The organism is Burkholderia sp. Ac-20365 (assembly GCF_017104715.1).
GTDB lineage: Bacteria > Pseudomonadota > Gammaproteobacteria > Burkholderiales > Burkholderiaceae > Paraburkholderia.
This window is the reverse complement of record NZ_JAAGPI010000043.1, coordinates 1-21,748: the sequence shown is the minus strand read 5'-3', so window position 1 is coordinate 21,748 and position 21,748 is coordinate 1. Positions and strand designations below refer to the sequence as shown.

21 protein-coding genes are annotated in these 21,748 nt (G+C 65.6%); 8 read left to right on the top strand and 13 right to left on the bottom strand.

All coding sequences use genetic code 11. From position 1 onward, the window contains the following. Positions 1 to 14 precede the first annotated feature (14 nt). From G3O01_RS38855 to G3O01_RS38830, 6 genes are all read left to right on the top strand, one after another. Positions 15 to 2,513 (top strand): acyl-CoA dehydrogenase, encoded by a 2,499-nt coding sequence (locus G3O01_RS38855; protein ID WP_205812678.1) that lies wholly within the window; start codon positions 15 to 17, stop codon positions 2,511 to 2,513. A gap of 120 nt (positions 2,514 to 2,633) precedes the next feature. Continuing rightward, positions 2,634 to 4,049 carry a 3-oxoacyl-ACP reductase gene (locus G3O01_RS38850; RefSeq protein ID WP_205812676.1) on the top strand — a complete coding sequence of 472 codons (1,416 nt, stop codon included), beginning with the start codon at positions 2,634 to 2,636 and terminating at the stop codon, positions 4,047 to 4,049. A gap of 5 nt (positions 4,050 to 4,054) precedes the next feature. Then, entirely contained in the window at positions 4,055 to 4,972 is a 918-nt protein-coding gene (locus tag G3O01_RS38845; protein ID WP_205812674.1) for a MaoC/PaaZ C-terminal domain-containing protein, read from the top strand. 155 nt (positions 4,973 to 5,127) lie between these two features. Continuing rightward, positions 5,128 to 6,450: an acetyl-CoA C-acetyltransferase gene (locus G3O01_RS38840; protein WP_205812672.1), complete on the top strand. Its 1,323-nt coding sequence runs from the start codon at positions 5,128 to 5,130 to the stop codon at positions 6,448 to 6,450. Between the two features lie 91 nt (positions 6,451 to 6,541). Then, positions 6,542 to 8,347, top strand: a complete 1,806-nt coding sequence (locus G3O01_RS38835; RefSeq protein WP_241024644.1) for an AMP-binding protein — start codon at positions 6,542 to 6,544, stop codon at positions 8,345 to 8,347. A gap of 61 nt (positions 8,348 to 8,408) precedes the next feature. Continuing rightward, a complete protein-coding gene (locus G3O01_RS38830; protein WP_205812670.1) occupies positions 8,409 to 9,377 on the top strand; it encodes a DUF1571 domain-containing protein in 969 nt (322 codons plus the stop codon). Between the two features lie 12 nt (positions 9,378 to 9,389). Here the strand turns inward: G3O01_RS38830 and G3O01_RS38825 are convergent, their stop codons facing one another. The 6 genes from G3O01_RS38825 to G3O01_RS38800 all read right to left on the bottom strand — a co-directional run bounded on the left by G3O01_RS38825 (position 9,390) and on the right by G3O01_RS38800 (position 13,666). Next, positions 9,390 to 9,773 (bottom strand): hypothetical protein, encoded by a 384-nt coding sequence (locus tag G3O01_RS38825; RefSeq protein ID WP_205812663.1) that lies wholly within the window; start codon positions 9,771 to 9,773, stop codon positions 9,390 to 9,392. A gap of 17 nt (positions 9,774 to 9,790) precedes the next feature. Further along, the gene (locus tag G3O01_RS38820; protein ID WP_205812661.1) at positions 9,791 to 11,371 is read right to left on the bottom strand and encodes an FAD-binding oxidoreductase; all 1,581 of its coding nucleotides are present in this window, start codon (positions 11,369 to 11,371) and stop codon (positions 9,791 to 9,793) included. Between the two features lie 84 nt (positions 11,372 to 11,455). Continuing rightward, positions 11,456 to 11,914 (bottom strand): hypothetical protein, encoded by a 459-nt coding sequence (locus G3O01_RS38815; RefSeq protein ID WP_205812659.1) that lies wholly within the window; start codon positions 11,912 to 11,914, stop codon positions 11,456 to 11,458. Positions 11,915 to 12,159: 245 nt separating this feature from the next. Further along, positions 12,160 to 12,954: an anti-sigma factor gene (locus G3O01_RS38810; RefSeq protein ID WP_205812658.1), complete on the bottom strand. Its 795-nt coding sequence runs from the start codon at positions 12,952 to 12,954 to the stop codon at positions 12,160 to 12,162. Between the two features lie 10 nt (positions 12,955 to 12,964). Beyond that, positions 12,965 to 13,483 carry a sigma-70 family RNA polymerase sigma factor gene (locus G3O01_RS38805; RefSeq protein ID WP_205812656.1) on the bottom strand — a complete coding sequence of 173 codons (519 nt, stop codon included), beginning with the start codon at positions 13,481 to 13,483 and terminating at the stop codon, positions 12,965 to 12,967. A 33-nt stretch (positions 13,484 to 13,516) separates the two neighbouring features. Further along, positions 13,517 to 13,666, bottom strand: coding sequence for a hypothetical protein (locus tag G3O01_RS38800; protein ID WP_205812655.1), 150 nt, complete (start codon positions 13,664 to 13,666; stop codon positions 13,517 to 13,519). A 517-nt stretch (positions 13,667 to 14,183) separates the two neighbouring features. On the opposite strand from G3O01_RS38800, the gene hfq reads away from it, so the two are divergent. Continuing rightward, positions 14,184 to 14,633, top strand: a complete 450-nt coding sequence (hfq, locus tag G3O01_RS38795; RefSeq protein WP_205812652.1) for an RNA chaperone Hfq — start codon at positions 14,184 to 14,186, stop codon at positions 14,631 to 14,633. A gap of 108 nt (positions 14,634 to 14,741) precedes the next feature. On the opposite strand, the gene G3O01_RS38790 is transcribed toward hfq, so the two are convergent. Continuing rightward, positions 14,742 to 14,969 carry a hypothetical protein gene (locus G3O01_RS38790; RefSeq protein ID WP_205812645.1) on the bottom strand — a complete coding sequence of 76 codons (228 nt, stop codon included), beginning with the start codon at positions 14,967 to 14,969 and terminating at the stop codon, positions 14,742 to 14,744. Between the two features lie 282 nt (positions 14,970 to 15,251). On the opposite strand from G3O01_RS38790, the gene G3O01_RS38785 reads away from it, so the two are divergent. After that, positions 15,252 to 15,422 (top strand): hypothetical protein, encoded by a 171-nt coding sequence (locus tag G3O01_RS38785; protein ID WP_205812643.1) that lies wholly within the window; start codon positions 15,252 to 15,254, stop codon positions 15,420 to 15,422. A gap of 249 nt (positions 15,423 to 15,671) precedes the next feature. Here the strand turns inward: G3O01_RS38785 and G3O01_RS38780 are convergent, their stop codons facing one another. The 6 genes from G3O01_RS38780 to G3O01_RS38755 form a co-directional block, all read right to left on the bottom strand. After that, entirely contained in the window at positions 15,672 to 16,385 is a 714-nt protein-coding gene (locus G3O01_RS38780) for a DUF2968 domain-containing protein (protein WP_205812641.1), read from the bottom strand. 48 nt (positions 16,386 to 16,433) lie between these two features. Next, positions 16,434 to 17,825: a sigma-54 dependent transcriptional regulator gene (locus tag G3O01_RS38775; RefSeq protein WP_205812639.1), complete on the bottom strand. Its 1,392-nt coding sequence runs from the start codon at positions 17,823 to 17,825 to the stop codon at positions 16,434 to 16,436. A gap of 28 nt (positions 17,826 to 17,853) precedes the next feature. Continuing rightward, positions 17,854 to 19,629, bottom strand: coding sequence for a TadG family pilus assembly protein (locus G3O01_RS38770; protein ID WP_241024642.1), 1,776 nt, complete (start codon positions 19,627 to 19,629; stop codon positions 17,854 to 17,856). 7 nt (positions 19,630 to 19,636) lie between these two features. Further along, complete coding sequence (locus G3O01_RS38765; RefSeq protein WP_205812637.1) at positions 19,637 to 19,993, bottom strand: DUF3613 domain-containing protein; 357 nt, start codon at positions 19,991 to 19,993, stop codon at positions 19,637 to 19,639. Between the two features lie 41 nt (positions 19,994 to 20,034). After that, on the bottom strand, positions 20,035 to 20,865 hold the full coding sequence (locus tag G3O01_RS38760; protein WP_205812735.1) for a pilus assembly protein: 831 nt from the start codon (positions 20,863 to 20,865) through the stop codon (positions 20,035 to 20,037). Between the two features lie 69 nt (positions 20,866 to 20,934). Beyond that, on the bottom strand, positions 20,935 to 21,748 hold an 814-nt coding region (locus tag G3O01_RS38755), incomplete at its 5' end, for a type II secretion system F family protein (RefSeq protein WP_205812636.1).

The following is a 21,748-nucleotide window of genomic DNA, read 5'->3' as shown; positions in this document are numbered from 1 at the left end:
AAGGAGGGATCGCCATGACGTGGTTCATCGTTGCGCTGATCGTCGCCGCCGGGGCGCTCGTCTATCTGCAGGCGCGGGCATCGTGGTGGCTCGCATTCCTCGTCGTGTGGGTCGCGGCGGCCTGGCTGACCCGCACAGCCGGTGTGACGGCGACCATTCTGCTGGCCATCGTGTTCGTCCTTCCCGCGCTGGTGCTGACCGTGAAGCCGTTGCGCCGCGCATGGCTCAGTGCGCGCGTGCTCGACGCGTTCCGCAAGATCCTGCCCGACATGTCGCCGACCGAACGCGACGCGATCGAAGCCGGCACCGTCTGGTGGGACGCCGAGCTATTCTCCGGGCGTCCGCATTGGGACACGCTGCTCGGCCACGGCCCGGCCACGCTGACGGTCGAAGAACGGGCCTTTCTCGACAACGAATGCGAGCAACTGTGCGATATCGCCAGCGACTGGGAAACGACGGCCATCTGGCAAGACCTGTCGCCGCAAGCGTGGCAGTTCGTCAAGGACAAGGGCTTTCTCGGGATGATCATCCCGAAGCAGTACGGCGGCAAAGGCTTCGGCGCGTATGCGCATTCGCAGGTCATCATGAAGCTCGCGACACGCTGCTCGGCGGCCGCCGTCTCCGTGATGGTGCCGAACTCGCTCGGCCCGGCCGAACTGCTGCTGCACTACGGCACCGACGCACAGAAGAACCACTATCTGCCGCGCCTCGCCCGCGGCGATGAAATCCCCTGCTTCGCGCTGACAAGTCCATATGCAGGCTCGGACGCGGCGGCGATTCCCGACGTCGGCATCGTCTGCAAGGGTATGTTCGAAGGACGCGAAACGCTCGGCTTTCGCGTCACATGGAACAAGCGCTACATCACGCTCGGGCCGATCGCGACGGTGCTCGGTCTCGCGTTCCGCGCGCTCGACCCCGATCATCTGCTCGGCGGCGAAGACGAACCCGGCATCACCTGCGCGCTGATTCCGACCAGCCATCCGGGCGTGAGCATCGGCCGCCGTCACTGGCCGCTCAATGCCGTGTTCCAGAATGGCCCGAACTCGGGCAAGGACGTGTTCATCCCGCTCGACTGGGTGATCGGCGGCCGCGCGCAGGTCGGCAACGGCTGGCGCATGCTGATGGAATGTCTCGCGGCGGGCCGCGCGATTTCACTTCCGTCGTCGAATGTCGGGATGTCGAAAATCGCGGTGCGCGGCGTGGGCGCCTATGCAGCCGTGCGGCGGCAGTTCCGCACCGCGATCGGCAAGTTCGAGGGTGTGCAGGAAGCGCTCGGGCGCATGGGCGGCAACCTTTATGTGATGGACGCCGCGCGCCGCCTGTCGGCGCACGCCGTCGATCTCGGCGAAAAGCCTTCCGTGATCTCGGCGATCTCGAAGTACCACATCACCGAGCGCAACCGCGAAGTAATCGACGACGGCATGGACGTCGTCGCGGGCAAAGGCATCTGCATGGGGCCGTCGAATTTCCTTGCACGCGCTTACCAGCAGGTGCCGATTTCGATCACCGTCGAAGGCGCGAACATCCTGACGCGCTGCCTGATCATCTTCGGCCAGGGCGCGATCCGCTGCCATCCATATGTGCTCAGGGAAATGGCGGCGACGCGCGAAACCGACCGCACGAAGGCATTGCGCGATTTCGACGATGCGTTCTTCGGCCACATCAGCTTCACGCTCTCCAACGCGATGCGCAGCGTCGTGTACGGCTTGACGGGTGGCGCACTGATCCCGAAGCCGCAGCGCGCACACGCGCCGCTCGCGCGCTACTACCGCGCGGCCACGCGGCTTTCGACGGTGTTCGCCCTGCTCGCCGACGTGTCGATGCTCGTGCTCGGCGGCGAACTGAAGCGGCGCGAGCGCATCTCGGCTCGCCTGGGCGATGTGCTGTCGCAGCTCTATCTGATCTCCGCAACCCTCAAGCGCTTCGAAGACGAAGGCCGCCACGACAGCGACCTGCCGCTCGTGCAATGGGGCGTCGAAGACGCGCTGTATCGCGCGCAAATCGCACTCGACGGTGTGCTGCAGAACTATCCGAACCGCTTCGCCGCGGGCCTCGTGCGCGCGCTGGCGTTTCCGTTCGGCCTGCCGCATCGCGCGCCGTCCGATGCGCTCGGCAGCGCGATCGCCGAACTGATGCAGACGCCCGGCGACTCGCGCGACCGGCTGCTTGCCGATTCTTACGTGCCGCATATCGGTGTCGACCCGATCGGCTACGGTGAACTGGCGTTCGCGCTGACGCCGCAGGTTGCGCACATCGAAAAGCGTCTGCGCGAAGCGATCAAACGTGGCCGCATCGGGCCGATTCCGCAAAGTCTCGCCGATCTCACCGGCTGGAACGAAGCGGCGCAGCAGCGCGGGCTGATCGACGAAGACGAACGCAAGCTGCTCGACGAGTACGCACGCTACGGCGCCGAAGTCGTGAAGGTCGACGATTTCCCCGCCGATTTCGGCCTGCTCGCCGATCTGCAACGCCGCAAGGAAGCGCTCGACAAGGCGCTGGAACTCGCCGCATGACGGCCGGCGCGGCGCATCGATCCGACAAAATCAGCCGACACGGGAAAAGGGACGTAACTTGCGGCAAGTCACAGGCTCCGTGCACACTGACGTTCATCCGTCGGGCCAGGAGCCAATAACGTGAACGATTCCTACCTGAACTTCGTCAATTCGCCGCTGGGCGCGCGGGTCGCGCGCTCGCTCGGCTTGCCGAAGCCCGAGGTTTTGCGCCGCTACCGCGCCGATGCGCCCGAGTTCGACGGCATCGTCGCCGTCGGCGCGGGCCCGGCGCCGCAACTGCTCGACGCACTCGCCGACGTCATCGCGCATATCGGCGTGACGAGCGTCGCGCACGCGAGCGCGGGCCTGTGGGTGCCGCTCGCGAATCGCCACGGACTGATGACGGGCCGCTTCGAACCCGCCGATCCCGCCGCCGGCTCGCAGGCGCGCGTGAAGGCGCTCGTTTTCGATGCGAGCGGCATCGAACACAGCGCGCAGCTCGATACGCTTTACGCGTTCTTTCATGACGCGCTGCGTTCGCTCGACAAATCCGGCCGGATCGTCGTGCTTGGCCGTCCGCCCGAAGCCTGTGCGAATCCGCGCCAGTGGACAGCGCAACGCGCGCTAGAAGGCATGACGCGTTCGCTGGGCAAGGAGGCCCGGCGCGGGATCGCGGCCAATCTGATCTATGTGGCGCAAGGCGGCGAAAGCGGCATCGAGTCGACCTTGCGCTTCTTTCTGTCGCCGCGCTCGGCGTATGTGTCGGGCCAGGTCGTACGAATCGGATCGGCCTCTGTCGCGATCGGCGACGACTTCGACTGGACCCAGCCGCTCGCCGGTCAGCGCGCCGTCGTCACGGGCGCGGCGCGCGGCATCGGTGCCGCCATCGCCAACGTGCTCGCGGCACAAGGCGCGCACGTGATCGGCATCGACATTCCCGGCGCCAGCGACGCGCTCGACGCCACCATGCGCCAGCTCGGCGGCACCGCGCTCGCGCTCGACATCGCCGCGCCAGAAACGCCCGCGCAACTCACCACCGCGCTCGACGAACTCGGCGTCGACGTATTCGTGCACAACGCCGGCATCACGAAAGACAAAACCATCGCGAAGATGACGGAAGCGGCGTGGCGCAACGTGATCGACATCAACCTGTCGGCACAGGAGCGCATCGACGACGCGCTGCTCGAAGCGGGCACGCTGCGCGACGGCGGGCGCATCGTCTGCGTGTCGTCGATCAGCGGCATTGCCGGCAATCTCGGGCAGACCAACTACGCGGCGTCGAAAGCGGGCGTGATCGGCCGCGTGCAGGGCATGGCGCCGTTTCTGGCCGCGCGGCGCATCACGATCAACGCGGTCGCGCCCGGCTTCATCGAAACGCAGATGACCGCCAAAATGCCGCTCGCGCTGCGCGAAGCCGGCCGCCGGATGAACTCGATGAGCCAGGGCGGCCAGCCCGCCGACGTCGCGCAGACCATCGCGTGGCTCGCGCATCCGGGCTCGGCGGGCGTGACGGGCCAGGTCGTGCGCGTGTGCGGACAAAGCCTGATAGGAGCGTGACGGCCATGGCGTTCTACGACTCCAGCTCGATGTTCGGCGCGCCGCGCACCAAAACGGTCGTGCTGCCGGAACTGCCCAAACCCGCCGCGCTGTATGCGCGCGCGCTGTCGGGCGTGATCAAGGGCTTCCAGCGGCACCGTTCGACCGACCTGCCCGCGTTGCGGCTCGTGCGCCCGGCCGTGTCGCTAGATTCGGTTGCGATCGAACGCTATGCGCGTGTGTGCGGCTTTTTCCCGGAACAGGGCATTCCGTTCACGTTTCCGCATCTGCTCGCGTTTCCGTTGCATCTGCTATTGCTGACGGACCCGGCGTTTCCGTGGTCGGCGCTCGGCATCGTGCATCTGGCCAACAGCGTCCACATGCGCCGGCCGCTTTCGTTCGACGATACCTTGCGCGTCGAAGTCGAATTCGGCGCGCGCCTGCGTCACGACAAAGGCCAGGCGTTCGTGATGCAAACGCGCGTGTACCGGCGCGGCGAAGCCGTGTGGGATGGCGACAGCGTGTATCTCAAGCGCGGCGTGGCGGCGAGCGGCGATCCCCTCGCGCCGCTGGAAACGGCTGGCGACGCGCTCACGCGCGCGGCGCGCTGGCAACTGCCGTCGCAACTGGGCCGCGACTACGCGAAGGCATCGGGCGACTTCAACCCGATCCATCTGTCGATGCTGTCCGCGAAAGCGTTCGGTTTTCCGCGTGCAATCGCGCACGGCATGTGGACGCTCGCGCGCACGGGAGCCGCGTTGCAACCGCCCAAACGCCTCGCCGACGCAACGCTCTCAGGCGAATTCAAGCTGCCGATGCTGCTGCCCGGCGAAGCGTCGCTGTGGACGGCCGCGCCCTCGCCCACCGCGCGCGAATTCGAAGTGCGCGATCCCGAAGGCGGCAAGCCGCATCTGCGCGGCCGCTTCCAGTGGAATCTGCAATGACGCCGTGCCGTGCCAGGCGCACAGCGCCGCACGGCATGCAACCAACCATGGAATCAACGCCCCGCCTGATCCGTTTCAAGCAGGTGCCGGGCGTTGCATGCGCGATTCGATCCGCCTGACAGGCGGACACCCAGACACCATGAGGGAGCCGCTCGATGCCTGACTCGTCACGACCGCCGTCAAACCCGCTAACCACGACACGCCGCGTCGCCATCATCGGCGGCAACCGGATTCCGTTCGCGCGCTCGAACACCGCGTACGCGACGGCTTCGAACCAGGACATGCTGACTTTCGCGCTGCAAGGCCTGATCGACCGCTACAACCTGCATGGCGAGCGCCTCGGCGAGGTCGCGGCGGGCGCCGTCATCAAACATTCACGCGACTACAACCTGGCGCGCGAAGCCGTGCTGTCGACCACGCTCGCGAAGGAAACGCCCGCCTACGACGTGCAGCAGGCCTGCGGCACGGGCCTCGAAGCGGCGATTCTGGTGGCGAACAAGATCGCGCTCGGGCAGATCGACGCGGGCATCGCGGGCGGCGCCGATACGACTTCGGACGCGCCCATCGGCGTCAATGAAAGAATGCGCAAGATTTTGCTCGAAGCGAATCGCGGCCGCTCGGCTGGACAGCGCGTCGGCGCGCTCGCGAAACTGCGCCCAGGCATGTTCTTCAAGCCGCTTCTGCCGCGCAACAGCGAGCCGCGCACAGGACTTTCGATGGGCGAGCATTGCGAGCTGATGGCCAAACGCTGGGGCATCTCACGCGAGGCACAGGATGTGCTGGCTTATGACAGCCACCGCAAGCTCACGGAAGCCTACGCGAGCGGCTTCTTCAACGACCTGATGACGCCGTTTCGCGGTCTCGCTCGCGACAACAACGTGCGCCCCGACCTGACGCTGGACAAGCTCGCGTCGCTCAAGCCGGTATTCGACCGCGACGCGGGCACGATGACGGCGGGCAACTCGACGCCGTTGACAGACGGCGCGTCGGCCGTGCTGCTGGCGAGCGAGGAATGGGCCGCCGCACGCGGCCTGCCCGTGCTCGCGTGGCTGACGTGGCACGAAACGGCCGCCGTCGACTTCTTCGAGAAGAAGGAAGGCCTGCTGATGGCGCCGGCCTACGCGGTGCCGCGCATGCTCAAACGCGCGGGCCTCGCCTTGCAGGATTTCGACTACTACGAGATTCACGAAGCGTTCGCCGCACAGGTGCTCTGCACGCTCGCCGCCTGGCAGGACGATGAGTACTGCCGCACGCAACTGGGACTCGAAGGCGCGCTGGGCGCCATCGATCGCGCGAAAATGAACGTGAACGGCGGCTCGCTCGCGACGGGCCACCCGTTCGCCGCCACGGGCGGGCGCATCGTCGCGGGACTCGCGAAGATGCTCGCGCAACTCGACAAGCCGGCGGGCACCGTGCGCGGCCTGATTTCGATCTGCGCGGCAGGCGGCCAGGGTGTGGTCGCGATTCTGGAACGGTAGAATCGCGCACCGTCCGGGAACGGAAGCACAGCGAACGATTCATGCACACGACACCTACAACGACAAAGCTGGAACAACGGGAGACATCACGATGACCGAGCCGACCACCTCGCAACCGGCGCCAATGCAAACGCAGATGCAGACGCAAACGCAAACCCAGACCCAGACACAGTCGCAAGCACAGCACGCGCCGAACACGGACGGCATCTGGTACGCGTCGTATGCGCCCGAGGTGCCGCGCGAGATCGACGTGTCGCAGTATGCGTCCGTCGTCGCGTTCTTTGACGAATGCACGACGCGCTTTCGTGAGCGCGTCGCTTATGTGAGCGTCGGCGAAAGTCTTACGTACGGCGAACTGGCGCGCAAGGCGACCGCCTTCGCTTCGTATCTGCAAAGCATCGGCGTGAAGCCCGGCGACCGTGTCGCGATCATGCTGCCGAACACGTTCCAGTATCCGGTTGCGCTGTTCGGCGTGCTGAAGGCAGGCGCCATCGTCGTCAACGTGAACCCGCTCTACACGGTGCGCGAACTGTCGCATCAGCTTAAGGACAGCGGCGCGCAGACCATCGTTGTGTTCGAGAACTTCGCGAAGACCGTGGAGGACTCGCTCGCCGGCACGCGCGTGCAGAACGTGATCGTCACCGCGCTCGGCGATCTGCTGAAAGACGGCTTCAACCTCAAGGGCAAGCTGATCAACTTCGTGCTGCGTCACGTGAAGAAGCTCGTGCCCGCCTATAACCTGCCGCAAGCCGTGCCGATGCTGAAGGCACTCGCGACGGGTTACGGGCGCACGCTCTCGCCCGTGCAGACCGCCGCCACCGACCTCGCCTTCCTGCAATACACGGGCGGCACGACGGGCGTCGCGAAAGGCGCGATGCTCACGCACCGGAACATCGTCGCGAATCTGCTGCAGGCGAAGGTGTGGGCCGAAAGCCAGTTGACCGACGAGATCGAAACCGTGCTCACGCCGCTGCCGCTCTATCACATCTACTCGCTGACCGTGAACGCGATGATCTTCATGGGACTCGGCGGGCGCAACATCCTGATCGCCAATCCGCGCGACACGAAGATGGTGATGAAGATCTTGCGCCACGAAACCTTCACAGGCATTACGGCCGTCAACACGCTCTACAACGCGTTCCTCGACAACGAGGAATTCCGCAACCGCGACTTCTCGAAGCTCAAGCTCGCGATGGCAGGCGGCATGGCGATGCAGCAGGCCGTCGCCGACCGTTTCCGGCAGGTCACGGGCAAGCCGATCATCGAAGGCTATGGGCTCACGGAATGCTCGCCGATCGTGTCGATGAACCCGGTCGATCTGAAGCACATGCGCGAGTTCGACGGCTCGATCGGCCTGCCCGCACCGTCCACGCAAGTGCGTTTTCGCAAGGACGACGGCAGCTGGGCGAACATCGGCGAGCCGGGTGAACTGTGCGTGAAAGGCCCGCAGGTGATGAAAGGCTACTGGAACCGTCCCGAGGAAACCGCCAAGGTGCTCGACGACGACGGCTGGCTCGCCACGGGCGATATCGGCGTGATGGATTCGCGCGGCTATATCCGCCTGATCGACCGCAAGAAAGACATGATTTTAGTGTCGGGTTTCAATGTGTATCCGAACGAGATCGAGGACGTGATCGCGATGCACCCGGACGTGCGCGAAGTCGCTGCCATCGGCATCCCGGACGTCGCGCAGGGCGAGCGCGTGAAAGTGTTCGTCGTGCGGCGCAACCCTTCGCTCACCGAGGAACAGGTGATCGCGCATTGCCGCAAGAATCTGACGGGCTACAAGGTGCCGAAGGTCGTCGAGTTCCGCGACGAGCTTCCGCAAACGAATGTCGGCAAGATCCTGCGGCGCGAGCTGCGCGATCAGGAGCTGGCGAAGCAGAAAACCTCGTGACGGCATCGCGCGCCTGAGCACTGCGTCGACGCGAAGCCTTCCGCGCTTTTGGGAGTGATCCATGCATCACCCGAAGATTGTGGAACTGCGTTCGCGTTGCGATCGGTCCTGCCGTGCGCGCTGGCCATGGCTGGCTGTCGCGCAACTGGTCTGCGCGCTGATCGTGGGCGCTGCGGGCGCGGCCGCCGCGCAGAACGACGCGGCCGCCCTCGCGCCACACGCGTCACCCGCGCTCGCCCCGCATGCCGACGAAACCGTGGCGAGCGTCGCGAAGCTGCCGCTCGAGCAGCAGGTCAAGTGGCTGCGCAACGCCGCGCAAACAGGCGCACTCGAACAGATGGACGATGCGACGCTCGTCGCGCTGTTCGAATCGTTCGATCCGCTCACGGTGCCGCGCTATATCGAGGAAGGACCGAACGGCTACCCTTCGTACGAGTTCACGATGCTGCGCCAGGAGCGCATTCGCGGCGTGTGGCCGCGCCGGCCCGATCACATGCTGGTGCGGCTCACGCGCGAGCCGCTGCGCATCTACGGCCGCTGGCTGCCGGGCGGCCCGCACGTCGGCCAGGAAATCATCTACGACGAATCCAGGCGCGCCGACGAAATGTATGGCCATCTCGGTGGCATCTTCAACATCATGCCGCTGTGGACCTCGATCAATGGCGCGCTGGCGCGCTCGCAGTCGAACCATCGGGTGCGCGATCTCGGCACGGAGTTCATCGCGCAGCAGTTTCTCGACGAAGGGAAAAAGTTCGCCAATGCCGGCATCACGCGGCCCGCGCAGATCGACGTGCGCAATGTGGACGGCGTGCGCGTGATTGCCTTCACCTATGAAACGCCGACGGGCCAGCCCGAGTATTACGCGAAGAAAGAAGTGCTCGGCCTCGACTTGCGCCATCCGTATTTCCGCATGGCGGAGTCGTATGCGAACGATGGCGAGATTTTCGAACGCATCGTGTTTCAGACGATCACGCCGAAAACCTTCGACGATATGGCGTTCGATCCGAAGAACCCGGAATACCGCTTTTAAATCACGTTTTGTTCACAACGTCAGCGCGAACGCGACCGATGCGCGTTGCGGCACGCTGAGCGCGTGCGTCATCGATGCAGCCGGCAGCAGCGCGAGACGCGCGAGCACGAAGAAGTCCGCGGCGCGCGCGACGCCGATCATCGTCAGCCGTTCGCCCGCGCGCGGCGCGAGCGTGTCGTACCAGAGCATGGCGATATCGGCATGCGGCGCGGCATCGAGGTCGATCACGGGTATGCACAGACGTGTCGCGTGCGCCGACAGCGCGGACGCTTCGGGCAGCGCCGTGTCGATCAGCGCGAGGCCCGCGCGCAGCGCGTCCGGATGACGCCACACGGCAGGCCAGGCCGCCGTTGTCGACAGCCACGCGCCTGCTGCAATGAAAGTGCGCCGCTGCATGTCCACGCCCTCTCGCCTCATGTATAGCCGCGCCAGTTGCGAAATGCCTTTGGCCAGATGCCCTGCTTGCCCGGCGACAGGATGCCCGCGGGATCGAGCGTGTCCTTGATCGTCTCCGACAGCCGCAGCAACGCGCCGTCGTTGAAGTTGTAGCGCGCCGCCGCGAAGTCCATATAGACGAGGTGCGAGCGGTACTCGCCGTAGCCCGCGCCGTGCGCATCGCTCATCCATGCGCGCAGCAGGTCGCCCGCGAGTTCGCTCTGGCGTGTGTCGCTTTTATCGAAGATCGCGGCGGCGATGTGATGCAGATGACGCTCACCCGATGTGAAGCCGCCGTAGTAGTCGAAACCGTATTCGTTCGCACGCGTTTTCGCGAGCGTGTACTGGCGCATCGCGTCGCGGCCCGTCGCCGGGCAGACGGGCGAAAAATCGACATGCGCGCCGCTGCCGCCGCGCCAGTCGAGCATGCGAAATGCCGTCATGGCCGGAATGCCCGCAAGGTTGCGATCGCCGCCGCCTTCGGGTTCGGCGTTGCCGTCGTACGTCTTCGACAGCATGCGCGCGCCCGGAATGCGGCCGAACGCGCGCTGCACGATGGTCTCCTGCGCGTCGATCACTTCGCGCTCGCCGTAGAGCGCGTAATGCAGATTCCAGCGGCCAATTTTCAGCGCGTCGATCATCGACGCAATCGCGCTCTCGGGCATCACGCCCTTGCCCTGATACCACTGCGAACGCGGCCCGATGCCCGCCGCGCGCCGCAGCCCGCCTTCGATCACCGCCTGATTCGTGATCGTGCCGTTCAGACGCAATGGCCGGAGCGTTTCGACGATTGCTTCCAGATCGTCGTCGCGCTGGAACTGGATTTCGCCGAGCCGATACGCGGCGGGTGCGGGCATCAGCCAGACGCCCATCTTCGTGACGATGCCGTAATTCGATTGCATGAACATCGGATCGAACGACGGCCCATAGCCGTGCCGGAACACCTGCCACGACGTGCCGATCTCGATTCCGCCCATGCCCGTGCGCACGACGTCGCCATTGGCGAGCACCACTTCCATGCCGCACTGCGCCGCTGCGTGATCGCCATAGGCCGTCGTGCCAAAGCCGCGTTCGAGCGTGTTGCCGACGATGCTGCCCCAGCCCGCCGCAGGCGGATCGACCCACAGCCTGTATCCGCGCTCGCGCAGATGATGATGCAGGTCGAAGTAGCTGACGCCGGGTTCGACGAGCGCATACGCAAGCTGCTCGTCGACGGCGAGGATGCGGTTCATCCGTTGGAGGTCGAGCACCACCGAGCCGGGCAGACGCGGCGCCGCGCCGCCGTACGCGAAGTTGCGCCCCGTCGACACCGTCCACAGCGGTACGCGGTACTCGTTCGCCACACGCAGGATCGCGCGGATTTCATCGACATTCGCGGGCAGCAGCGCCGCCGACGGCACGAACGATGCAGCCAGCGAACCCGGCGCGAACGGATCGGCGTAAGGCGCAAGACTCGCCGGCGACGCCGCCATCTGGTTGGCGCCGACGATCGCCTCGAAAGCGGCGAGCGCGCGATCGAACGTCGCGGCGGACATGTCCGGCGGCAGGATGCGTGTCAAGTTGTCCCCTTGTCCATTGTTCGACGTTATCAGCCCTGTTTGACCCGAGACGCCCCTGGAACACGCCGGGCATGTGCGCCACGCTCATCGCCGATGCCCGCCGCCCATGCCGCCCCACGTGTGACCGCCGCCCCAGCCGCGCGCGCCGCCCATCCCGTGAAAACCGCCGCCCGGCCGTCCCCAATGCACATGGTTCATGTGATGGAAATGATGGAACCGGTCGACGAACACGAACGACGCGCCGAAGCCCACGGCAACCGGCGGGCCCCAGTACCACGGGTCATAGTAAGGATAGGCGGGAATCGGATACACGACGGCCGCCGCGTCGCCGCCCTGCTGGATCTGCCAGGTCCCATCCGGCTGCTGGCACGCGAGCCCGCTGATCTGCTGCATCGTGCCGTCGATCTCCGCCTCGCCGACGATATTGCGGCACGTCGTCATCGGATCGTTGAGCGGTTCCTGTGCGGCGACGGGCGGCGAAGCCGGCACCGCGCATCCGGCGCACACGCACACCATTGCACCGACTACAGTCAAAGTACGCATAATCTGTCCTGCCCGACGGTGCGGTGTCGCAGCACGTAAGCGCGCCGTCGCCGTAAAGACGCCATCGATTCGCCTTGCAGGACGCGCGCGGCACACGGCCGCCGGATGCTCGCCGATAGCGACGAAACTCGCGCCTGCATCAATTAAACGCTTGCGCGCTGGAGGCTATTCCTGAGGGTCGGGACGCGGCGGCGAACATCGTGTTACGCGATGTTTCCGGCCATCGAAAAGATGACGCGTGAGCGTTATTGCCAGGTTTCCGGGCGGCCACCGAGTTCGCCGCACACTTCGATCGCAATCGAGCGCAGCTTGTCTTCCTCGATCGGACCCGACAGCGCGTAACCCATGTGGTCGTTGATCCAGTAGAACGTGCGCCGGTTGCCGTCGCGGAACAGGCGGAACGCCGTCTCGTCTTTCGGGATGCCCGTCACGTAGAGCGTGAGGCGCGCGCCGCCAGGGTTCTCGTACATGAATTGCGCGGCGGGCCCCGCCTCGCCCGGCAGCAGCCGTCCGCCGACGAGCGTGTAGCCATACTCCTGCAACGACGGCACGGACAGATGCCGGTTCAGGCGTTTGGACAGCCAGTTGATCAGATGCTCTTCCTCGGCGGCCGCGACTTCGACAGGATGTCGCCGTTCAGGCGTGTAGACGGCATAGGCAATATCCGCGCGACGCGCGAACGACATCACGTCGCCATTGCCGCCGCCCGTGAAACGCGGCACGAGCGGGCCGAGCGCAAGCGCCAGCCCGGCACCAACGGCGAGCCAGCAGGCAGCGACGGCAACGCGCCGCCACCACGGCACCCGCGCACGCAGCACGATGAACGGCGGCTCCTCGCGCTCGGGCGCACCACACAACGCCTGCAGCGCGGCCTTCTGCGCACGCCACGAGGCGACCTGCGCGGCCGCCTGCGGGTCGCGCGCGAGATGCTCGCGAACTGCGGCGCGCTCGCTCTCGGGCAGCTCGCTGTCGACGAACGCCGACAGCGCGCGCAGATCGGGCGTGTTCGCGGAACCGGTAGTGTTTTCGTCGTTGTTCATAGCGCGCTTTTCACCTGCTCTTCACCACTTTCAGCGACGGCGACTTGTGCACGGGCCCTTCCGTCAACAGGGACCGCATATGCTCGCGGGCGCGGGACAGCCGCGACATCACGGTGCCGATGGGCACGCCGAGCGCCACGGACGCCTCCTGGTAGCTCAGTTCCTCCACACAGATGAGCAGCATTACTTCGCGCTGCTCGACGGGCAGACAATAAAGCGCGCGCTGCACATCGCGCAACACCAGACCATCGACTTCGCCGCGCGGCGCTTCGAGATTGCGCCACGGCGCGCTCTCGTCGTCGACGGCGATTTCGCGGCGCACGCGCAACTGGTCGATGTACAGGTGCCGCAGGATCGTCAGCAGCCACGCGCGCAGATTGCTGTCGGGTCGAAAACCTTTCCAGCGCGCGAGCGCACGCTCGGCCGTATCCTGAACCAGATCGTCCGCCCAAGCTGGGTCGCCCGTCAGCGCGCGCGCATAGCGCCGCAACTGCGGGAGCCACGAAATCACTTCAGCTTCGAAGTTCACCCGGCGCAAGCCGTCATGCGAGCGCAGGCGTCATCAATAACCGCCGCTGCTGCCGCTCGTGCCGCCGCTGCTTGCGCCCGACGAACTCATGTCACCCGTCGACTGACATGCGGTCAGCGAGAGCGACACCATGCCGAGCGCGAGCACGACGAATACAGCCGATACCAGTCTGGACACTTTCATGTAAAACCCTCCTGCACGGTAAAGCGCGAGCTTGTCGCGCGGCCATGCGTTGAACGGGCGGCACACACGCACGCGCGGCACCTGCCGCGACGCCGTGACCTGCCGGCGACCGCTGACGAACAGTTGACCAACCTTCCGCAAAGACGGACGCACACTGCCGACGCGTACTGCGCTTTTCCGTCCTGCCGCCTGACGGCGTCGCGGCCTTGCATGCGATGCCTGACCAATAAACGCTCGCGACGGGCGATTTATTCCGCGATATCGTTCATTGCATGCAGGGATGGCGGCCAAAAATGCGAGCGCCGGCGCGTGCCCGACACGGCGAACGTTGGCTGGCGCGCATAGCCATACAGGATTTCGTAACTCAACGTTACACTTGACCTTTAATGAGTGCTTCCGCGTCCACAAGTGGTTATAGTGGGCGTCAGCCCGTTCAGACTTGGGACCCGTCATGTCGGCATAGAGCGACAACAGGTAAAATCCCGTCGAACAACCGTTTCTCTACACACAATTGTCCATGCCTTCCGCAGAATCGCATCCGCAAAACGACTTTATGAACGCTGCGCGCAAAGAACGTAAGCGCGTTGAGATTTATCTCGTCAATGGCATCCGCCTGACGGGTTGCATCGAGTCGTTCGACCAGTATCTGGTGATGCTGCGCACGCCCGTCGGGCTGCAAGGCATCTACAAGCGCGCCATTTCGACTATCCAGCTCGACACGGGCACGCGTCCCGCGCCGCGCGCCGGCCGTCCGTCGCATGGCGATCATTCGGCACGCGGCCCGCATGGCTCGCGCGAGCATCGTGAGCCACGCGAACCGCGTGAACCGCGCGAGTCGTATGGTGGTTCGCAAGGGCCGTCGGACCGTTCTTCCTCGTCGGACGCCCCCGTCGTCGTCACCCGCCGCCGGCGCCTGTATGGCTCGGGTACGGGCAGCGACCAGGGCAATAACGGCGGCAACGAATAAGGTTGCACCGAGGGCCGCGACTGCGGCCCGTTCTTCGTTGCGATTGCAGGACCGGGCGCGCGTTTCGCGCGCCTGTCATTTTGTAGTAGCCAACATGCTGATGGCCGGCTAGCCGGGACGGCTGGCCAGCAGCTTCAGCATCCTCTCGATCCGCACGCCCTGCTGGGCTGTCAGTTCATATCCGCACTGCACCCCGAGCACGCGCCGCCGCCAGTAGCAGGCGTTCAGCAGATGCACCATCGGCTGTCGCATTGCCCATTCCAGATGCTCGAGTTCCGATTCGACAACATGTGACGCGTTCAAGCGTTGTCCGCTGCCATATCCGTTCGGTTGCATGGTCGCCCTCGTAAGCCAGCCGCACCCGGCGCTTTGTTGCGCGCCGTCCCTTGTGTGACATTGATATAACGAATCATCTGGCGAAAAATTCCATCGACCTGCATGGAACCTACAACATGCTTTCGCGGTCTTCAACCTGAGTCGCGGATTGGCGTGCAATTCACGCGACATCGGCGTGCGTTCGTCCTATGCCGTTCGCACGGAGGCTGCGATGGGCCGATTGCGCTATGCTGACTTTTCGATGCTGTCCCACACAGTCACCTCTTCGTAGCGGAGCAAGTCATGTCCACCTCGAAACACCCCAAACCGAAATCACCCAACGAACATCCGTCCAGCGACGAACGTCTCGACGAGGCGCTGGAAGAATCGTTTCCCGCCAGCGATCCGATCGCGGTCGATCCGGATGACGACGATGATGACGATCGTGCAGGCAAGCAGAAAAAGTCGCACTGAAGGGAAGCGGATCGCGGCGCGAGCACGGACGTTCGCGAGCGCGGAAAGGATGAAGACGTTGGATTGACGCGCGGCAGGATGCGCGCTCGCGTCGCCATGTGTACGTATGGCTCGACGCGACGGCCGAACGCAAAGGCGCAGACAGACGAAACCTCGCACCGTGACCTGCGGGCAGGCACGGCGAGGTTCAGGTGATATGTGTCGGTTTGAACCGCGCGGCCGTCGAAGGCCGGCGCGGCTCATCCAGCATCAATGCACGGACAGGCCGCTGTCGAGCTGACGCTGCAGGTCGCGCACCTGGCGCTGCGCCGCACGCAACTGCTCCTGCGACTGCGCCTTCTGCTGCGCGAGCGCCGCCGCTTCCGCGCGGGTCTGCTGCTGCATGCTGTTGACGATGGTCTGCTGCTCGTGCGCGATGTTCAGATCGGCCTGCAGACGGCTCGCACGATCCTGCGACAGCGCGACGAGACGGTCGGTGTAGGCTTTCTGCGCCTCGAGCTTGGTGCGACGGATTTCGACGTCAGACAGTTGCGCCGTCTGACGCGCGAAGTCGCGATAGATCTGCTCGGCGCGCGCTTCGTCCTGCGTCTTGATGACGCGCCAGAAGTTCTTCTGCTGGAAGAGCGCGACGTAGTACGTCATGTCCTTGCCGTAGAACAACAGACTGGCCCCGTAGCTGCCGTTGTAGGTGGTGCGCAGTTCGGTCAGGTCCGCGGTGTGAATCTTCTGTTGCAGTTCCGCGACATTGCCCGACGCCGACTGCTTTGCTTCATCCGGCGTAAGCGCAATCGTTTGGCCGGCCGCGCCGACAGGAGCGGCGGCTGGCGTCGCTTGCGCAACGATCACAGCGACAGGATCATCCGTGCCGTTACTGGCAGAACTCTGCGCGTAGACCCCTTGAACGCCCCCGAAAACGATCATTGCCGACATCACGATGTGTCGAACTTTCGACTTCTGGTCCATGTAATTTCTGCTCGTGTCGTGTTTTAGTTTTGCAAAACCGTCTAATTATTACTCACTTTCACGAGTTTCGGGTTCCTCGTCGAAAATTTGGTACTTACGCATTTTTTCCCACAGCACCTTGCGGCTGATGCCGAGGTATTGCGCCGTGTCCTGGCGGCGCCAGCTGTTCGCATCGAGCGCGGCCAGCACACGGCTGCGCTCGGCCATATCCCATTTGCTGCGATCGACGAGCACTTCCGCCGCGCTCTCTGCCGGCACGGGTTGATTGCTGCGCGCCACCGCCAGCAGCCGTTGCAGACGCACCGCATCCCACGCGCCGATCTGCCGCACCGTCACGCCGATGCGCTCGGCGAGATTGCGCAACTCGCGCACATTGCCGGGGAAGTACGTGTCGGCGACGGCGTCGGCGAGCCAGTACGGAATGTCGGGTAACGACGCGAGGCGCTCGGCCCCGACTACGGACGCAATGAACGCCTTGAAGATCGCGATCTTGTCGACGGCGCCCCGCTCTTCCAGCGACGGAATTTTCAGCTCGATCACGGCGAGGCGGTAATACAGGTCGGCGCGAAAAGCGCCGTCCTTGACCTGCTGAGGCAGGCTCTTGTTGGTCGCCGCGACGAGCCGGAAGTCGAGCTTCACCGGCGTCGCCGAGCCGATGCGCGTGACGGCGCTGTCTTCCAGCACGCGCAGCAGCTTGACCTGCTGGTACATCGGCAGATCGCCGATTTCGTCGAGAAACAGCGTGCCGCCGTCGGCCTGCTCGAAATAGCCCTTGTGCGCGCCCACGGCGCCCGTGAAGGAGCCTTTCGAATGCCCGAAGAACAGTGACTCGAAGAGACCATCGGGAATCGCGCCGCAGTTCACGGCAACGAACGGCCCGCGTCCGTAGCGCGAATGTTTTTCGTGCAGCAGTTGCGCGATGCGCTCCTTGCCGACGCCCGTTTCGCCGTGCACGAGCACGCTCGTGTCGCAATCGGCGAAGGTGTCGACTTCGTGAAGCAGCGCCTGCATGCATTCGGAGTTCGCGACGAGCGCACTCGACTCGAGCGTCTGCGCGGAATGGGCGCGCAGCTGCACGACCAGCTTCGTCACCATGCTGCGCAGTTCGGCGCAGGTGAAGTCGAGCGGCAGCACGTGCGAGTACTCGGCGGGATACATCGCCGGATCCTGATCGCGCGGCGCGGCGCCGACCCAGATCATGGGCATGCCATGCGTCGCCTGCAGATCGCGCACGATAAAGCCGGCCGTGTCGATCACGGAGACACTGATGATCGCGAGCGACGGCCGCACCGACGTGCGCTCCGCCGAAATCGCCGTATCGTCCGCGCGGATCACCTCGACCTCGAAGCTCGCCATGCAGCGCGCGACGCGATCGACGATATCGGCCTTGCCCTCCCAGACGTACAGGTCCAGTTCCTCGATTTTCGTGGTGGCTCTCATAGGCAGGAATTCATTAATGGCCGTTTTTTCAGTTGACGAGCTGCGCGTCGCTGCACGACAGCGAGATCGCGTGGACCGTGCTGACGCCGACCTGCACGCCGAGCAGTTGCAGCAAGGGGACGAGCACAGTGTCCAGGCTGCCGAGCACAGGTTGCAGCGCGTTGGTAAGGTTTTGCAGCGGACTGAGCGCGGCGTTCAACACGTCGCTGCCGACGCTCGCGCCGCCGACGGTCAGAAACAGCGACCCCGGCAATTGCGCCATGACCTGTCCCAGCAGTCCGCCCGTCGCCGATCCCAGCGCGTTGGCATTGACCGATTGATAGTCGTCGCCGTCGCCCGTCTGTCCGTTGAACGTGAGCGTGGCCGGATTCATCGCACCCAGCGACAGGTTCAGGCCAGACAACGGCGTGGCCCGCCCCGCATTCACATCGACGGTAACCGGTGGCAATAGCGGCAGCGGGATCGTCAGCGAAGCCAGCCTGGCAGGCTGCTGACATCGCATGGCGCTCGTAGTGTTGGTGAGGTTCAAGCCCGCGTCCTGGCCGAGACACACCTGCGCGACGTTGGTCGAGCTTACTCTTACCGTGCTGGTGCTCGCGGCTTTGGTGCTCGCACATTGGGTCTGCGCGAGCCCGGCCGTGCCGTTCGCCCCTTCGATGGCAAGCGGCAGATCGACGGTCGCCAGTGATGCGACCGACAGGTTCAGATCCAGGAACACCCGCACCTGCGCAGCATGCGCGCTCGTCCGGTACGCGCCCGTGCCGTCCACACCCGCCTCGCCCACGGCAATCACGGGCGGCTGCAGGATCGCCGCCTTCGCAGTCAGGCTGGCAGGCAGCGTAATCCCCGGAATCGCGGACGGATTGAGCGCCGCGCCGAGATCGAGCGCCGACGTGCCGTGCGCGAGTTCGGCCGCCACCAGCAACGCATCGAGCGCGCTGATCGACGCCGATGCCGCCGCCTGCTTGTCCGCGAGACCGATCGCGAGCAGGCCGGGAGCGCCCGAGCCGCCGTCGCCCAGCGCAATCGCCACGCCGCCGCTTGCTGCCGCCTGGACCGTCGTCAGCGCAGATATCACGTTGGCGCTCGCGATGTTGTTGCGGCTCAACACGCTCGCCATCGCCGAAGCCAGATTCGAGACCGTCACCTTCGCGCCCAGCAGTTCATTGATCGACGCCGCGCCCAGCTGCGTGGCGAGATCGCCGAGGCGCACATTGGTCGACGCAAGCGCCTGCCATGTCGCGACATCGAGCGAGACGTTCGCGTTCAGCAACGCGCCCAGCAAGCCGTTGACCGCGCCGCCCGATAGCGACGCCAGATTCGACGTCAGCGAAAACGACGCGGTATCGGAAGCCTTGGCGGTCGCCACGGCCTGCACGTCGCGCGCCGGGCCGATGAAGAAATGATTGACGCTTTGCGTGGCCGTCACCTGCACCGCGTTGAGCGGCGTGGCGCCCGACGCGTCGAACTGCGCAGCGCCGCTTGCCGTCGACCATCTGCCGCACGTGACGCTGACGGGCGTATCGCCCGTATAGCCGTTGCGCACCGCCGCCTGCTGCGCGGAAGTCGTTGCGCCCGCGCAGCCGCCCGCCATGCCGATGGTCTGCGCGCCCGCGACCGCAGCAAGATCGGCCGTGCGCTGCAACTGGCGGCGCATCAGATACACATTGCCGACATCGAGCGCGCCCAGCGACGCGACGGCTGTGCCGATCCACACGGCCGCGAGCACGGCTGTCGCGCCGCGCTGGCGGCGCCGCGCGAATCTCTGCATCGTCGATGAATGGCGGGGCGGAAGCGAACGCATGTCAGCTCTACTGTGCTCCGCCCGAGTTCGTGTAATCGACGTGCAGCTGATTGCCACCCCCGCCCACCGACGAACCGAACGACACGGGAATCTTCGCCTTGAACGATTCCATGTAGCGCTGATACGCGAGGCCCGCTTCGTCGCCGAGCATCGCGAGCGGCGGCGCAGCCTGCTCGCCGCTGCGCTGCAGTTCGAGCCAGTTGAGCGTCGAATGGCCGACTTCGCTCGCGCGCGGCTGGGTACTTTGGGTGTCGGCGGCAGTCGCGTTGCCCGCATCCTGTGCAAATGCAGTGGCCGTCGCGCACAAACCGCTTGCGACGACACACGCCACGCCGATGCCACGCCATCTCATGTTCGTTTTCATCGTTCTCCCCCTGATCCTGTGCAACCGCACACGCATCGCCGTCATTGCGCGAACCGTTGCAGCACGCGCTGCGGCTGATCGACGCTCTGCCCGGCCTGCACGCTCGCCACGGGCGCAAGCGGCGCCGATGCAGCGGCAGGCGGGCGCGGCTTCGCCGTGCGCGGTTCGCTGACGCGGCGCGCGCGGCTCGCGGCCGCCACCTTCGCCGCTTCGTCGCGAATCTGCGCGCGCACTTCCGGCGTGATCTTCTGCTCCTTGACGAGCGCCTGCGCGCGCGCCGTCTGCCCGTCCGCGAGCAGATACAGCACGATGTTGCCGATGACCTTCTGGTTGTGTCCGTCGAGCTCGGCCGCTTTCATCAGCGGCACGCGCGCGCCCGCGATATCGCCCGCGCGCAGCCGGGCATAGCCGAGGTCGGACAGCGTCGCGACATCCGTCGGCGCGAGCGTGGCGGCATGATCGAGCGATTGCGACGCGTGCTCGAAATCGCCCGACGCGCCCGCCAGCAAACCCAGCCCGCGGTAACCGCGCGCGGCGAGCGGCGTGTTCAGCAGTTGCGTGTAGGCGGCGGCGCTCGCGTCCGGCTGATCGGTGGCGCGCAATGCATCGGCGCGCAGCAGGATCGAATCGGGCGATGCGCCGTATTGCTTCTCGTAGGCGTCGATATGCGCGAGCGACGCGTAATACAGCCCTTGCGCCTGCATCCGGTCGATCAGACCGAGATACATGCCGGGCGTATCGGGCGCGGCATCGCGCGTGGACTGCTGGAGCTTCGCTTCGCGCTCGGCCTGTGGACCAACGCCGTAGCCCGCTTCCTTGACCGCGCAACCGCCGAGCAGCGCGCAGGCGAGCGCCAGCGTGGCGAACCGCATCGCGTTCGAACGGGTTCCGGGCCGATAGCGCGTCGTCGAGTTGTAGTTGTTCATCACGTTTCGTTTTCCCTAACGATGCGTCGACGCCGACAACGAATGCACGACGGCGAGCACGCCCGGCCCCGCCGTCACGATCAGCAGCGCGGGCAGCAGCGTGACGACCATCACGCCCGTCATCTTGACGGTCAGGCGGCCGATGCGTTCGCGCAGCATTGCGCGGCGCGCTTCGCGCAGGCGGTCGCCGAACTGCTTGAGCGGTTCCTGCACGGCGCCGCCGTGGCGATCCACCTGAATCAGCAGGCGCACGATCGCGCGCAGATCTTCGTTCGCGTAGCTCGACGCGAGCCGGTGCAGCGACTGTTCACGCGTGCGGCCCGCGGCGGCCTGGCGCTGCGCGATCGCGAGTTCGCCCGACAGCACGGGCAGCACGTTGCGGAAATCGTTGACCATCACCTGCAGGCTTTGATCGAGCGACAGACCGACGCCTTGCAGCAGGCGCAGCAGATCGACCAGCATCGGCAACTCGTCGATCACGGCCTGACGCCGCGCCGCCGCGCGCCGACGCACGACGATCTTCGGCAGCATGAAGCCCGCGAGCAGCGCAATCAGGACGAGAGCCGGCCCGCGCGGACCCTGCGGATGAAAACCGATCGACGCAAGCGCGATGACCGGCAGCACGAGCGCGCCGCCGATCCGCGCGATCAGGAACAGGCCGCGCGCGCGGGCATCGACGAAACCGCACTGCTCCAGCACGCGCCGGTCTTCCTCGGCGACGATCTGGCGGCCCAGCGGCGTGTCGAGCCAGCGCATGCCCGCTTCCGACGCGCGCGCGATCAGCCGTTGCCATCCCTTCGATGCGTCCGATGTGCGCTCCCATGCCGCG